14 protein-coding genes and 1 other annotated feature (1 of these 15 only partly in view) are annotated in these 14,485 nt (G+C 38.7%); of the genes, 4 read left to right on the top strand and 10 right to left on the bottom strand.

Annotated features, from left to right (window positions below; genetic code table 11):
- Positions 1-29 (bottom strand) — a binding site (T-box leader); it reaches 182 nt to the left of the window's first position.
- Between the two features lie 139 nt (positions 30-168).
- A complete protein-coding gene (gene acsA / locus ACFX4E_RS00445) occupies positions 169-1,884 on the bottom strand; it encodes an acetate--CoA ligase (RefSeq protein WP_377238736.1) in 1,716 nt (571 codons plus the stop codon).
- A gap of 284 nt (positions 1,885-2,168) precedes the next feature.
- Between acsA and ACFX4E_RS00440 the strand changes: the two genes are divergently transcribed.
- From ACFX4E_RS00440 to ACFX4E_RS00430, 3 genes are read left to right on the top strand one after another with little or no spacing between them, the layout of a single operon-like run.
- Positions 2,169-2,801 (top strand): GNAT family N-acetyltransferase, encoded by a 633-nt coding sequence (locus ACFX4E_RS00440; protein ID WP_098333415.1) that lies wholly within the window; start codon positions 2,169-2,171, stop codon positions 2,799-2,801.
- A 30-nt stretch (positions 2,802-2,831) separates the two neighbouring features.
- Complete coding sequence (locus tag ACFX4E_RS00435) at positions 2,832-3,473, top strand: acetoin utilization AcuB family protein (protein WP_016765739.1); 642 nt, start codon at positions 2,832-2,834, stop codon at positions 3,471-3,473.
- Positions 3,473-4,636, top strand: a complete 1,164-nt coding sequence (locus ACFX4E_RS00430; protein ID WP_377238735.1) for an acetoin utilization protein AcuC — start codon at positions 3,473-3,475, stop codon at positions 4,634-4,636. Before ACFX4E_RS00435 ends, ACFX4E_RS00430 begins: the two co-directional genes overlap by 1 nt.
- Positions 4,637-4,665: 29 nt before the next feature.
- Here ACFX4E_RS00430 and motS read toward each other — a convergent pair whose 3' ends face one another.
- The 7 genes from motS to ACFX4E_RS00395 form a co-directional block, all read right to left on the bottom strand.
- Positions 4,666-5,322, bottom strand: coding sequence for a flagellar motor protein MotS (gene motS, locus ACFX4E_RS00425; RefSeq protein ID WP_098249344.1), 657 nt, complete (start codon positions 5,320-5,322; stop codon positions 4,666-4,668).
- A complete protein-coding gene (gene motP / locus ACFX4E_RS00420) occupies positions 5,312-6,115 on the bottom strand; it encodes a flagellar motor protein MotP (RefSeq protein WP_028410498.1) in 804 nt (267 codons plus the stop codon). The genes motS and motP overlap by 11 nt, the downstream gene beginning before the upstream one ends.
- A gap of 53 nt (positions 6,116-6,168) precedes the next feature.
- Positions 6,169-7,167: a catabolite control protein A gene (gene ccpA, locus ACFX4E_RS00415; RefSeq protein ID WP_025750682.1), complete on the bottom strand. Its 999-nt coding sequence runs from the start codon at positions 7,165-7,167 to the stop codon at positions 6,169-6,171.
- Between the two features lie 558 nt (positions 7,168-7,725).
- Positions 7,726-8,802 (bottom strand): bifunctional 3-deoxy-7-phosphoheptulonate synthase/chorismate mutase, encoded by a 1,077-nt coding sequence (locus ACFX4E_RS00410; protein WP_028410497.1) that lies wholly within the window; start codon positions 8,800-8,802, stop codon positions 7,726-7,728.
- Between the two features lie 327 nt (positions 8,803-9,129).
- The gene (gene ytxJ / locus ACFX4E_RS00405) at positions 9,130-9,453 is read right to left on the bottom strand and encodes a bacillithiol system redox-active protein YtxJ (RefSeq protein ID WP_013059495.1); all 324 of its coding nucleotides are present in this window, start codon (positions 9,451-9,453) and stop codon (positions 9,130-9,132) included.
- Positions 9,454-9,666: 213 nt separating this feature from the next.
- Positions 9,667-10,122, bottom strand: a complete 456-nt coding sequence (locus ACFX4E_RS00400; protein WP_013059496.1) for a YtxH domain-containing protein — start codon at positions 10,120-10,122, stop codon at positions 9,667-9,669.
- 27 nt (positions 10,123-10,149) lie between these two features.
- Positions 10,150-10,635, bottom strand: a complete 486-nt coding sequence (locus ACFX4E_RS00395) for a DUF948 domain-containing protein (protein ID WP_252123913.1) — start codon at positions 10,633-10,635, stop codon at positions 10,150-10,152.
- Between the two features lie 282 nt (positions 10,636-10,917).
- Between ACFX4E_RS00395 and ACFX4E_RS00390 the strand changes: the two genes are divergently transcribed.
- Positions 10,918-12,033, top strand: coding sequence for an aminopeptidase (locus ACFX4E_RS00390; protein ID WP_013085232.1), 1,116 nt, complete (start codon positions 10,918-10,920; stop codon positions 12,031-12,033).
- Positions 12,034-12,072: 39 nt separating this feature from the next.
- Here the strand turns inward: ACFX4E_RS00390 and murC are convergent, their stop codons facing one another.
- Together murC and ACFX4E_RS00380 are read right to left on the bottom strand one after the other, a co-directional pair.
- Entirely contained in the window at positions 12,073-13,374 is a 1,302-nt protein-coding gene (gene murC, locus ACFX4E_RS00385; RefSeq protein WP_013059499.1) for a UDP-N-acetylmuramate--L-alanine ligase, read from the bottom strand.
- Positions 13,375-13,559: 185 nt separating this feature from the next.
- Entirely contained in the window at positions 13,560-14,213 is a 654-nt protein-coding gene (locus ACFX4E_RS00380; protein WP_013059500.1) for a hypothetical protein, read from the bottom strand.
- Between the last annotated feature and the right edge of the window lie 272 nt (positions 14,214-14,485).

Genomic DNA, 14,485 nt, shown 5'->3' with positions numbered 1-14,485 from the left:
GTATTACTTCTTCCTATCACTGCAGTTTATTTTATTTAAAAGTTTACACCCCACAATTATGAATGATTTCATTTTAAAATTCAAGTCCAAAAAAAAGTTCAAACAGCTGGCTGTTTGAACTTTATAGAAATCACTTATTTTCCCTACAAAGATTGAAACATTTACTCCTTAGTCTTCCATCGTTGACAAATCGCCCGTTGGCAAATCTAATTCCCAAGCTTTTAAAACGCGACGCATAATTTTACCGCTTCGTGTTTTAGGTAGCTTATCTTTAAACTCGATTTCACGCGGGGCTGCATGAGCAGCTAACCCTTTTTTCACAAATTGACGAATATCTTCAATCAGTTCATCTGAAGATTCATACCCATCTCTAAGTGCGATAAATGCTTTAATAATTTCCCCACGCACAGGGTCAGGCTTACCAATAACACCCGCTTCTGCTACAGCAGGGTGTTCAACAAGCTTACTTTCTACTTCAAATGGCCCCACGCGTTCTCCTGCCGTCATAATAACATCATCGATTCGGCCTTGGAACCAAAAATAACCGTCTTCATCCATATACGCCGAATCACCTGATACGTACCAATCACCTGGCATAAAATATGACTCATACTTTTCTTTGTTGTTCCAAATCGTATGCATCATAGATGGCCAGCCTTTTTTAATTGCTAAGTTACCCATTCGATAAGGTGGAAGCTCTTGTCCTTGATCGTCAACGATTGCTGCTTGTACACCTGGAATTGGTTTCCCCATAGACCCTGGCTTAATTTTCATAGACGGATAATTACAAATCGTCTGACCTCCAGTTTCGGTCATCCACCACGTATCATGAATACGTTTTTGGAACACCTTCATTCCCCAGCGTACCACTTCAGGATTTAACGGTTCTCCCACACTTAATATATGTCTGAGATTACTTAAATCATAGCGTTTAACTAAGTCATCACCAGCACCCATTAGCATACGAAAAGCTGTAGGTGCACTGTACCAAACCGTTACGCCAAAATCTTCAAGTGCTTGATACCATGCATCTGGACTAAATCGTCCTCCCACAATCACATTGGTTGCTCCAGCAAGCCAAGGACCAAAAATCCCATAGGAAGTCCCCGTTACCCAACCGGGATCTGCTGTACACCAATACACATCGTCATCTTTTAAGTCGAGCACCCACTTAGCGGTTTGATAATGCTGAAGCATTGCATTATGAACGTGAAGCACCCCTTTTGGTTTGCCAGTTGAACCTGATGTATAATGAAGCAGCATACCATCTGTTCTATCTACCCACTCAATTTCCACCTCTTTATTCGCCGCTTCTAATCGCTTCAGAAAATCTAGTTGAATGCCTTCTTCTCCTACATTTTCCCCTACCAGGAGAATGTGTTTTAAAGCTGGCAAATCTTTCACCGGAACGCGGCTCAGCAATTCAGGCGTCGTAATTAACACTTTTGCATCACTGTCTTGCAAACGATCTTTTACTGCACCTTCCATGAACGCTTCAAATAAAGGCCCAACAATAGCGCCAAGCTTCACCGCGCCTAACAATGCAAAATAAAGTTCCGGAGAGCGAGGCATAAAGATAAACACGCGATCTCCCTTCTCTACGTCTGCTTGTTTTAGCACGTTCGCGGCTTTGTTTGACCATTCTTTCATTTCTTTGAATGTATATTTTTCATTGCGCTGCGCATCTCGATAGTAAAGCGCAACTTTATTTTTACGCGTAGAGTTTGCGTGCTTATCAATTGCTTCATAAGCTGCATTTAATTTACCTGTTTCATGCCATGAAAATTCCTTCTCCACTTGTGACCAGTCAAAGGTTTGATACGTTTTATCATAGTCCTGTAAGTTGTATACCCCTTCAATTACAGGAAGCGCTTCCACCTTCATCACAAACTCCCCCTTATGTATAAAATTTACAAACCTATTATATAACAAAAATAGACTTTTCACAATTTTATAAAAATTATTTGTCGGAATTGGGATAATAGTCTCCCTTGTTATATGACAACCTTTGTTATAGAAGTGTCGAATTAACAAGAATCTCTTTTAATTTCCTATTCTATGTTTTTTAAAAAACTCCTTTTCTTTTATTTAATTTTTTGAAAACGCTTTAATATAGAGTTTTTTTTGTATTATAATACAGATAAGACTGCTTGAAGGTGGTGATTCATGTGAAACATTCCCAAACATACAATATGAAAGAACTAAAAACAGCTGTTGGAGCAATTGTTATTGAAGGACCTGTCTCCTCCAAGACCTTGCAACAACTTGATTTTCATGAGCAACTAACGGCCTTTCGTCCACCTGAACAGCAAAAAGAAGCATTGATCGAGATTGCCAACTTGCCTGAAGGTAGAATCATTATTGCTCGCCATCATCATACAATCATTGGTTATGTAACCTTTTTATATCCCGATCCTCTAGAACGATGGTCGGAAGGAAATATGGAGAATTTAATCGAATTAGGAGCTATAGAGGTAGCCGCTCCATTTCGCAGCTGCGCTGTTGGTAAAAACCTGCTTATCGTATCTATGATGGATGATGCAATGGAAGATTATATTGTCATTACGACAGAATACTATTGGCATTGGGATTTAAAAGGAACAGGGCTAAATGTGTGGGATTACCGCAAAATTATGGAAAAAATGATGAATAAAGGTGGACTGACGTGGTTTGCCACAGATGATCCGGAGATTAGCTCCCACCCTGCTAATTGTTTGATGGTAAGAATCGGGAGCAGAGTACCTCAAAAAAGCATACAAGAATTTGATAGCCTGCGCTTTCGAAATCGCTTTATGTATTAAGCTGAGCTTTAAGAAAAGGAGCTGTGTCTGATGATTGTTGAAGAGATGATGAAAACTGATCTCGTTACCTTAACCCCCGACCATACGATTGCTGAAGCTATGAAACTTTTAGATACACATAAGATTAGACATATTCCTATCGTTAATGACCTTCATCACGTAGTTGGCATCATTTCTGATCGAGACGTAAGAGATGCAAGTCCATCTATTTTAGATAATACTTATACATCTGCTCTTCTATCTGAACCCGTGCGGATGATTATGCAAACAGAAGTCATTACAGCTCACCCTCTTGATTTTGTTGAAGAAATTGCAAGTATTTTTTATGAACATCAAATCGGTTGTATTCCCGTCACAAAAAACAAGCGGTTAGTAGGCGTTGTTACCGAAAGAGATCTATTACATACGTTTATTCAGCTTACCGGCACTAATAAGCCAGGTTCACAAATTGAAATAAAAGTAGAAAATAAGGCTGGTGTTCTCGCTGAAGTTACATCCCTCTTTGGTTCAACGAGAACAAACATCTTAAGCGTACTTGTCTACCCTGATGTAGATGAACGATATAAAATCCTTGTGCTTCGCATTCAAGCTATTAATCCATTGATTAGTATAAATACATTAAAAGAAAACGGCTATGAGGTGTTATGGCCTAAATTACCGGAGATGACGTAATGACTAGTAATGCTGTATTTATTTATTCAGATGATATTCTTTCGTACAAATTCAGCAATAATCATCCGTTTAACCAGCTTCGTGTTCAACTAACATATGAACTGTTACGGGAATTTGGCGCTTTAGGCAATCAAGATATTGTATTACCGCGGATGGCATCTGATGAAGAACTTCAGCTTGTCCATGATACTAGCTATATTCAAGCGGTAAAATTAGCAGGAAGCGGCGAGCTTTCTATTGAAAAAGCAGCAGATTTTGGTCTTGGAACAGAAGATACACCTATGTTTCCCAACATGCATGAAGCCAGTGCTTTTTTAGTTGGGGGTACGCTTACTGCTGTAGATTATGTGATGACTGGAAAAGCTAAGCATGCTCTAAATTTAGGAGGAGGATTGCACCACGGCTTTCGAGGAAAAGCTTCCGGCTTCTGTATTTATAACGATAGCGCGGTAGCCATCAAATATATGCAGCAAAAGTACAACGCGCGTGTTCTCTATGTCGATACAGATGCTCACCATGGTGACGGTGTGCAATGGACATTTTATGACGACCCTTCCGTTTGTACTCTTTCCATTCATGAAACGGGACGCTACTTGTTTCCAGGCACGGGAAACGTTAACGAACGCGGGCACAGTGAAGGCTATGGTTATTCATTTAATGTGCCTGTTGATGCTTATACGGAAGATGAGTCTTGGCTCGACGTTTATAAGACCTCTTTAAAAGAAGTAGCTGCTTTTTTTAAACCAGATATTATCTTGACACAAAATGGAGCCGATTCTCATTATTACGATCCGCTCACTCATTTATGCGGCACCACGAAAATATACCGTGAGATTCCTAAAATTGCTCATGAAATTGCCCATGAATACTGTCAGGGAAGATGGATTGCGGTTGGCGGAGGAGGTTATGATATTTGGCGGGTTGTTCCTCGGGCTTGGTCATTCATTTGGCTTGAAATGATTGAACGAAAGGCAGAAGGCATGCTTCCTCTGTCATGGCTTGAAAAATGGACAAAAATATCGCCTCACCCCGTTTGCACGCAGTGGGATGATGAACCTAATATCTATCAGCCAATTCCAAGAAAACCCGAAATAACAGAAAAAAACGCTCAAACTCTTGAGCGCGCTCTTTATCCTATTCGTTCTCATACATCTCATTCTTAAAAAAAGGCTATACAAGCGTATGGCCTTTTTCACTGTGCTTCGGGATCTGAAATAATAATTTCGACGCGTCTATTTTTTTGTAGATTTCCATTAGACGTGTTCGGAACAAGCGGCTTCGTATCTCCGTATCCAAGTGCTTCAAAGCGGTTAGCAGAAAGAGAAAAATGGTTCGTTAAATAACGTATGACGCCGCTAGCACGCGCTGCCGATAGTTCCCAATTAGATGGATAGCGATAGGTGTGAATGGGTCGATTGTCGGTATGACCTTCTACTTTAATATCATTTGGAATAGTACTGAATAACCTTCCTAATTCATCCAGAAAAGGGGTGCCTTTTTTCAAAATGTCCGCTTGTCCTGTCTCAAACAGCACCTGTTCTTGTAAAATAAGCACAACTCCGCGTTCATCTCGCTTAGCGGTAATGACATTCTGAAGCTTATTTTCCTTCAGGTAATCCTGCACTTTTGCTAAAATGTTATCCAGCTTTTGAGACTGCTGGCTCTTTTCTACAGAAGCTAATGAGCCACCGTTTGTAAGCGAATTGACAACGGTCTGAAACTTTTGATTATCAACGCTAGACATTGAAAATAGTAAAATAAAAAAAACTAATATTAACGTCACCAAATCAGCAAATGTTACCATCCATTTTGGCGACTGTGCCGAATACCTTTTTCTTCTACGCTTCACGAACGTGTTCTCTCTTTTCTTCCAGCTTTCGTTTTTCAACAGGGGCAAATACTTTTAGCTTTGCTTGCACAAAGCGAGAATTTTGACCCGCCTGCAAGCCGATGACACCTTCAATAATTACTTCTTTAACAAAAAGCTCATGTTCCGTTTTACCAGCTAATTTAGCTGCGATTGGCTGAAAAAACAAGTTTGAAAGCAGCGCCCCGTAGAAAGTCGTTAAAAGAGCAATTGCCATGTTAGGCCCAAGCGATGAAGGAGTGTTAAGGCTTTTAAGCATTAGCACTAGCCCAACGAGCGTCCCAATCATTCCCCAAGCGGGGGCATAATCGCCTGCTTTTTCAAACATACTTCGACCTCTCGCATGTCTTTCTTCCACTGCAGCTACTTCAGCTTCAAGCAGCTCTCGAATCATTTCCGGTTCTACTCCATCAATGGCTAGCAAAATACCTTTTTTCACAAATGAATCATCGATTTGTTCAAGCTCTGCTTCTAACGATAGAAGTCCTTCTCGACGCGCTTTTTCCGATAAATGTACAAATGTTCCTACAATTTCTTCTACGTTTATTTCTTTAGATTGAAACGCTTGTTTCCCTACTCTTCCCATATTTTTTAATTGTTTTAAAGGAAAGCTCACGCAAAGCGTACCAAAAACGCCTCCCAGTACAATTAAAATCGATGGTACATCAATAAAAGCTAAAAAACCGCTCATTCCTCCACTTGAAATAACCCCAAACACAACCATAGAGATACCAATTAGTATCCCTATAGGTGTGAGCATATCAACTTTTTTCATATTCTATCTCCCCGTGTCTGAACTTTGGATTCGTTCTTATTCATTCACAGGTATTATTTTGTTGATTGTCTGAACTCGATGCGGTGAGGAAGCTGTACAATGCTGCTGTCTACCGTTTCTTTGTTCATGTATTTCGTTAAGAGACGCATCGCTACTGCACCAATATCATACATTGGCTGTACAACAGATGTTAACTGAGGACGAACCATTGTTGAAAGTCTTGTGTTATCAAAACCGATAACTTCTAGATCGTTTGGTACATTCAACCCGCGATCTTGTGCCCCGTGAATAACGCCTAATGCCATTTCATCCGTTCCAACGAAAATAGCAGTTGGCTTTTCAGCTTCTTCTAATAGTTTTTCAACCGCTTCAATACCTGAATCGTACGTGTAGTCTCCTTCTACAATATAAGAATCACGTACAGGCAATCCGCTTTCAGTAAGAGCACGCTTGTACCCTTTTACTTTTTTCGCATGATTGATTGGTTCTTCTAGCGTACCTGAAACGAATGCAATATTTTTATGACCGCTGTCAATTAGTGATTGCACTGCATCAAAAGCTGCTTGTTCATAGTCAATAGTTACAGATGGGATTTGATTAGTTGATTCGATTGATGCTGCAAGTACAACTGGAACCGGTGATTTTTTTAGCTCTTCTACGTGTTCTTCCGTTACGTTCCCACTCATGAAGATGATTCCGTCTACTTGTTTGCCAAGCATGTTATTTAAAAGGTGAAGTTCTTTATCTTGATTTTGGTCGGAGTTACTTAAGATGATATTATATTTGTACATCGTTGCAATATCTTCGATTCCACGCGCTAATTCTGCATAGAAAATATTTGAGATATCAGGAATGATAACTCCTACTGTCGTTGTTTTTTTACTTGCTAATCCACGCGCTACTGCGTTCGGACGATAGCCTAGTCTTTCAATTGTTTCTAATACTTTTTTTCTAGTTGATGGTTTTACATTTGGATTTCCGTTTACCACACGAGAAACCGTTGCCATCGACACGCTTGCTTCCCTTGCTACATCATAAATTGTTACGTTCACAACAAACACTCCTTATCGAAAAACATTTCGTTTATTTTATCCTTATTTCATTTCTTGTATTTACGTATATAAATCCATCTTCCTTTATAGAATGGCTATTTCTAGCTCCTTCACTCTTACATACAGCCTAGATACCCTGTATGCATCTAAATCATTCCTGTTATGCCCTTATTATTACGTGGCAAAGACAATTTTACCAGTTTATATGTAACAATGTAAAAGACGGTGTATATTAAGTAAATAAAAAAAGTGAATCGCGAATTTATATCATATGCACTCACAGAATGATAGCGAATATCTGTAACTACTATACGATACTATGTGCTTCATCGCAACGTATTTACCGCCTTTTTCCGACAAGTTTCACGAGAATTTCATAAATTCTTGTTTTTTGGATTTGCACTTATTCTTTCCTATTTTGACAAAAGTTATCGACTGTTTTCAAAATACGGGATAATTTCGCTTATCTTTATTATAACGAAAGGCAAACAAGCTTGAAACCATTAAGTGCTTCAAACTTGTCATAAAAGTATACGAATTTTTCATTTTTACGTTTTTTTATAAATTTAAGTTACATATAGGTTTTAGCTGCTTCATAAATTCTGTAAATTGCGGGATATCCATTTGCTGAGCTGAGTCTGAAAGTGCTACCGCAGGATCTGGATGAACCTCCGCCATAATTCCATCTGCTCCAATGGCAAGAGCCGCTTTAGCCGTTGGAACAAGTAAATCTCGTCTTCCCGTTGAATGCGTGACGTCGACTAAAACAGGTAAATGAGTTTCTTGTTTTAAAATGGGAACAGCTGAAATATCCAACGTATTTCGCGTTGCTCGCTCATACGTACGAATTCCTCGTTCACACAAAATCAGCTGATCATTTCCTTTTGAAACAATGTATTCAGCAGCATTAATAAACTCATCAATCGTAGCGGCTAAGCCTCGCTTTAATAAGACAGGCTTCTTCACCGCACCCGCTTCTTTTAACAGCTCAAAATTTTGCATATTACGAGCACCAATTTGAATCACATCTACGTATTCTACAGCTGTTTCAATATCAGCGGGGTCGACAATTTCACTAATAACAGCTAAATCGTATTCGTCAGCTACTCTTTTTAAAATTTGCAGTCCTTCTAAGCCAAGGCCTTGAAAATCATAAGGAGATGTTCTTGGCTTGTAAGCTCCGCCTCTAAGCATCCGCACGCCCTGCTGCTTCACCACTTTTGCTACGGCTGCTACTTGCTCATAGCTTTCAACGGAACAAGGTCCTGCTACAAAACGCTGAAGTCCGTCACCAATTGTTTCTCCTTTTACCGTAACAATTGTATTTTCCGCCTTCTTTTTACGGGATACAAGAAGTGCTTTACGATGATCATCTTCTTGAAGCTCTAAATGAGCTTTGAAAATCTCTTTGAAAATATGTTGAAGCGTAGACGTTTGAAACGGTCCTTCATTTTTGCTTAAAATCGCATCAAGCATTGCTCGTTCACGAACGGGATCAAACCGTTTGGTTGACTGCATTCCTTTTAACTTTCCTATTTCTTGAACAAGCTCGCCTCGCTCATTAATAAGCTTTAACAATTTCATATTTACTTCGTCAATTTGAGATCGCAAACGCTGAAGATCTGAATTCGTCATGTACGTCCACCCTTTCACTGATTTTAAAAAATCCGTTTAGCAGGGTTACTACATAAGATGATAGATGATGGAGGATATATGTAAGGGGCTTCTCTGCTTTTATGTGCTAAACTACATCTATTGTACGAAAAAGCGGATGAAACCGCAATCAGCTTATAAAAAAAAGAGGTTGAGTCATAGCTAAATCGCTCCAATCTAAAGGCGAACAAATGGGATAAACAATCTATTATGGATTGCTTGTCATACAGTAAACCTACGTTCACCATGCCAATGAAAAAATCCGAACGATAATGTTCGGATTTTTCTTTCACTAAAATACTTTTTTGATTAGTGAGCTACGTTTTTCGCTAATTCGTCTTCGTTAATGTTCCAGTGAGAAGCATGCCACTTCACTTTTCCATCTTCAAACAGAAGCGCTTGAGGTGATTCATGCTTCACTTCATACGTCTCAGCGATATAGTTAGATACATCACGTGAATCTTGAACATGAAGATAATAAGAAGGAATGTCTTCATGACTAGAAGCAAACGCTGAAAATGCCTCATGACCAGCTGCACTAATTGGACACGTTGTGCTGTGTTTTAAAAATAAAAAGCGATTGTTTTCCTTTACAACTTGTTCGAACTCTTCAACTGTTGAAATTTTTTTCATATTTTTCACCCTTTCTGTACTTACTCTTAAGTTTACATGGTTTGACCGTTTCCATACAAAAAGAGTGCTCAGCTTTATGTATGATACTCATAAATTCATTTATAAGGTGGAGTTTTTTTCTGCAATGAAAAAATTATTTACTTGCTGTTATCCCACCTACATTACATACAAAAAAAGCGTTCACCCTATAGGGTAAACGCTTTTGATTCTTTATTATGGTCGTGGCACTGTGCTTTCCACTTCATCTAGTGCTTTTTGAGCTTCTGTTAGCTTCTGCTGAACGTCTTCGTTGCTTTGAGACTCAACTTCATCAGCAAGCACTTCTAAGCTTGTTGGCGGTAATGCTTCGTGTTCAGGATCTACTTTACGGAAGTTTTTCACCTTGTCCACTACTTGTGAAGATTGCTCAGACAGTGTTTGTGATAAACCAGCCGTTTTTTCCTTAGCCGTTTGAGCAAACCCTTGTCCTTTTTCAACAGCGCTGTTTTTCGCTTGCTCCGTTTTTAAACGAACGTAAGCTGCCTGCTCATTTAAATCAGAACGGAACTCTTTACCTGATTTTGGAGCAAGTAGTAATGCCGTTGCAGCTCCTACAACTCCTCCAATCACTGTTCCTACTAAAAAGCCTTTATTTGAAGTGTTGTTTGGTTTATTTGGTTTGTTTGACATATGCGTCTCCTCCTTTAAAGTTCATCCTTATGAAAATGAGCGTGAGCGTTGAACCGCTTTTTCTTTTACTTCAACAGGTACAGGCTCTGATTCAACTTTTTTCTGTTTTCTTAATTTTATACGCTCCCATACGTCTAATGCAACATTGCTCCATTGAACGACTTGAGCAACAGTTTCTTTATTTTCTTCTACTTTCTCTGAAACGCTTGATGATACGCTTTTAATAGACTTATTTAGGTCTTGGATTGAGTCACCTACGCCTTTAACAGAATCCACCACTGTGTTCAGCGCTTCGGATTTACGCTGAATATCTTCAGCTAACAGATTAGTCTTATGTAAAAGTGCAGTTGTTTCGGCTGTGATTCCTGTCATTTGCTTTTCTACACCGTCTAAAGTACCTGCCACTGAATTTAATGTGTGCTGAACGGATTTCAATGTTTTGGACACGGAAACCACCAGGTAAAAAATCGCAATGGCAACAATAGCAGCGCTTAAATAAAGAATAATAACCATCTGTGCAAGGCACCTCCTATTTTCTTCTCTCTTGTTATAACTACTTTCCCAATTTTATAAACAATTAAACCTTCTATTCCCTATAGACTCTTTAACTTTACCATATTCTCTCTGCTTTTATTCAGAAAAAGGGAAGATTGCTACATTATTTCGCGATATATGAGTTATTTCCCTTCCCAAAGAAAAAAAGGATTTTAAAGCATAAAAACAAACAAAATAAGCTCAGTGGGGTACAATAGAAAGTGAATCACCAATCATTGTTATTTTAAGGAGGCACTATTTATGAAAGACCCTAGAATTGCGACATTAGCTAAAAATTTAATTAATTATTCTGTTCGCCTTCAAAAAGGAGAAAAAGTATTAATCGAAAACTTTGGACTTCAGCGCGAACTTGTGACAGCACTTGTAGATGAAGCGTACAAGGCGGGTGGTTATCCATTTGTACTGCTAAAAGATCATTCGGTAGACCGAGCTCTTTTAAACGGTGCACAAGAAGAGCAGTTCAATATGATGGCAGACTTTGAAGCAAATGTGATGAAAGAAATGAATGCTTATATTGGCTTGCGTTCCGGTTCAAACATTTTTGAACAATCAGATGTTCCCGCAGATAAAATGAAAATCCAAGGGAATACGATCGGTAAAAAAGTACATAGAGAAATTCGCGTTCCAAAAACAAAATGGGTTGTTCTTCGCTATCCAAACGATTCAATGGCGCAGCTTGCTAAAATGAGTACAGAAGCATTTGAAGATTTTTATTTTGATGTATGTAACTTAGACTATGGCAAAATGAGCAAAGCGATGGATGCTTTAGTTGAGCTCATGAACCGTACGGACAAAGTGCGTTTAACAGGTGAGAATACAGACTTAACGTTCTCTATTAAAGATATTCCTGCAGTGAAGTGTGCGGGGGAAATGAACATTCCGGACGGTGAAGTATACACCGCTCCTGTACGTGATTCTGTAAACGGAACAATTTCTTACAACACTCCTTCTAACTATCAAGGCTTTACGTTTGAAAATGTATCTTTAACATTTAAAAACGGTAAGATTGTTGAAGCAACCGCTAATGATACAGAACGCATCAACGGCATTTTTGATACGGATGAAGGCGCACGTTTTGTTGGCGAATTTGCGATTGGCGTAAATCCATATATTCAACATCCAATGCAAGACATTTTATTTGATGAAAAAATTGACGGAAGCTTCCACTTCACTCCTGGCGAGTGCTACGAAGATGCGTATAATGGAAACAAGTCAAATATTCACTGGGATATGGTGATGATTCAGCGTCCAGAATACGGCGGCGGTGAGATTTATTTCGATGACGTGTTAATTCGTAAAGACGGGCTATTTGTCATTGAGGAATTAAAAGCGTTAAATCCTGAAAATTTAAAATGAGCTTTGAAATAAAAAAGGCACTCTCCTGAGTGCCTTTTTTTATGATACAGTTTGCTGATATAGTTTTTCAAACTTTTGAATGTCTCCAGCACCCATAAATACTAATACAGCTTCATTATGGTCTTTTAACGATTCAATTGTTTCTTCATTAATTAATTCAGCTCCGCTGATTTTGCTTCGTAAATCTTCAATTGATAATTTACCTTGATGCTCACGAGCTGATCCAAAAATGTCACATAGATATACTTTATCAGCGTGCTGTAAGCTTGCTGCAAAGTCCTCTAAGAACGTTTGTGTACGCGTAAAAGTATGCGGTTGGAAAACAGCCACAACTTCACGGTTTGGATATTTTTGACGAGCAGCTGAAATCGTTGCATTAATTTCCGTTGGATGGTGTGCATAATCATCGATTAGCACTTGTTTGCCAACGTTCTTTTCACTGAAACGACGCTTTACACCTTGATATGTTTTAAAACGCTCTTGCAGCACAGCAACATCAATTTCTTCATAATGACAAAGTGCAATAACAGAAAGTGCATTTAAGATGTTATGGTCGCCATACCCTGGAATTTCAAATGATGCGTGGAATGTATTACGAACGAACACATCAAATGTTGTGCCTGTTGTGCTTTTTACGATATTACGTGCTTGGAAATCATTTTCTTCGCCTAATCCGTAATAAAGAACAGGTACCTTCGCTTGAATTTGCTGCAGATGTTCATCGTCACCACAGGCAATAATTCCTTTTTTGACTTGAAGTGCCATCTCTTGGAACGCGCTGAATACATCATCGATATTGGCAAAATAATCAGGGTGATCAAAATCAATATTCGTCATAATTGCATAGTCTGGCGTATAAGATAAGAAATGGCGGCGATACTCACATGCCTCAAACGCAAAATACTTGCTGTCTTTTACACCTTTACCCGTACCGTCTCCAATTAAATATGAAGTAGGTTCAGCTCCTTGAATCACATGCGCTAACATACCCGTTGTGGATGTTTTCCCGTGTGCTCCTGTTACGGCTACACTCGTATACTGTTTCATAAAGTCACCTAAGAAACGGTGATAGCGTACAAGCTTGACTCCTTCTTTTGAAGCTGCTTCTGCAATTTCTTCATGCGTATCAGGAAAAGCATTTCCTGCGATTACAGTCATGCCGTCTTTAATATTATTTTTATCAAATGGTAAAACAGGAATTCCCTGCTGCTCTAGTGCTTTTTGCGTAAAAATTTCTTTTTCAATATCCGATCCTTGAACTTGAAAGCCCATATCGTTTAGGATTTGCGCAAGCGCACTCATTCCTGTTCCTTTAATACCTACAAAATGGTAAACTGTCATATAAAGAACCTCCAACATTCGTCTATCTGTAAGACAGTATATGACGGTTATCTAGAATTGCTCTTACAAACGTATATAAATGTCGTTTGATTGCTGATTTCACGATAACATCCGTACATTATATCACTTCTTATAACATAACTCCATGACTCCATTTCTACTCTCTTCCCTTGCGAAACGGCCTTTTATTTTGGCTTCATCACATAGTATATAGCCTGCTGTTTTAAAAACGAGCGCCATGTCATTGCATTTTTTTTGTCATTATATTGCGTTACTAACTGTTCAATGCGTTGTTTATGTCCTAAAAAGAAAGAGTCAATTAACACGTCATATCCGATTGATTTTATTTTTCGAATCCAAATTACTTGTTGTTCCTCTAAATTTGCAAATCTTCCTCTTACATCTTTGATGATAACCTGCTCATTTGTCAATGGGGTATATCCTTTTAAGAAAAACGAATTAGGTACTTTAGACACAATAATTGGCTCTAGTACACTCGTCAAAAAAAAGGCTCCTTGAATCAAAAACGACTCTGTTTTCTGCTTCGCCTGATCAGCTAAAAAAAGCTGCAGCAGGGTTTTCCCCTGAATGGTTACATATTCAAATGCAAACCACTGAAAAAATAATTGTTCATGGGAATCAGACAGAGGCGCCTCATGAGGCAAGTTTACTAACTCTTTAAATAAATGTGAAGCCCGCACTTTTTCTCGTATATTCGTATAGCGGTTCACAAAAAAGAAATATTGATTGTAAAAGTCGCAAATAGCATTATCAGACTGAAGCTGCTTTTGTTCACGAATTTCATTAAAGTTAATCAGTTCATGATTTTCTTCTGTCATTACTCTTCACTCGTACTCTAATTATTTTAGTTTGTCCTCTTTATACGCCTTCAGCTCATATGTTTCTGCCGGTGAGAAATGATAGCAAACTATCACATGCTAAAAAAGCAACATACACATTATCCTTACATATAGTAAATCATTTTACTAGTTCTGACAAACCTTTTCCTTTTTTTCTTGATGGATTTCTCCCAAAATCTCTACTCAAATTCTGTATAAACGAACTTAAAGCAGGAAAAAAGAGGCGACGGATACAGTGACAGAGCGTTAGC

Source organism: Priestia sp. YIM B13491 (assembly GCF_042787605.1).
Lineage (GTDB): Bacteria > Bacillota > Bacilli > Bacillales > Bacillaceae_H > Priestia > Priestia megaterium_E.
This window is presented reverse-complemented; position numbering and strand designations above follow the sequence as displayed.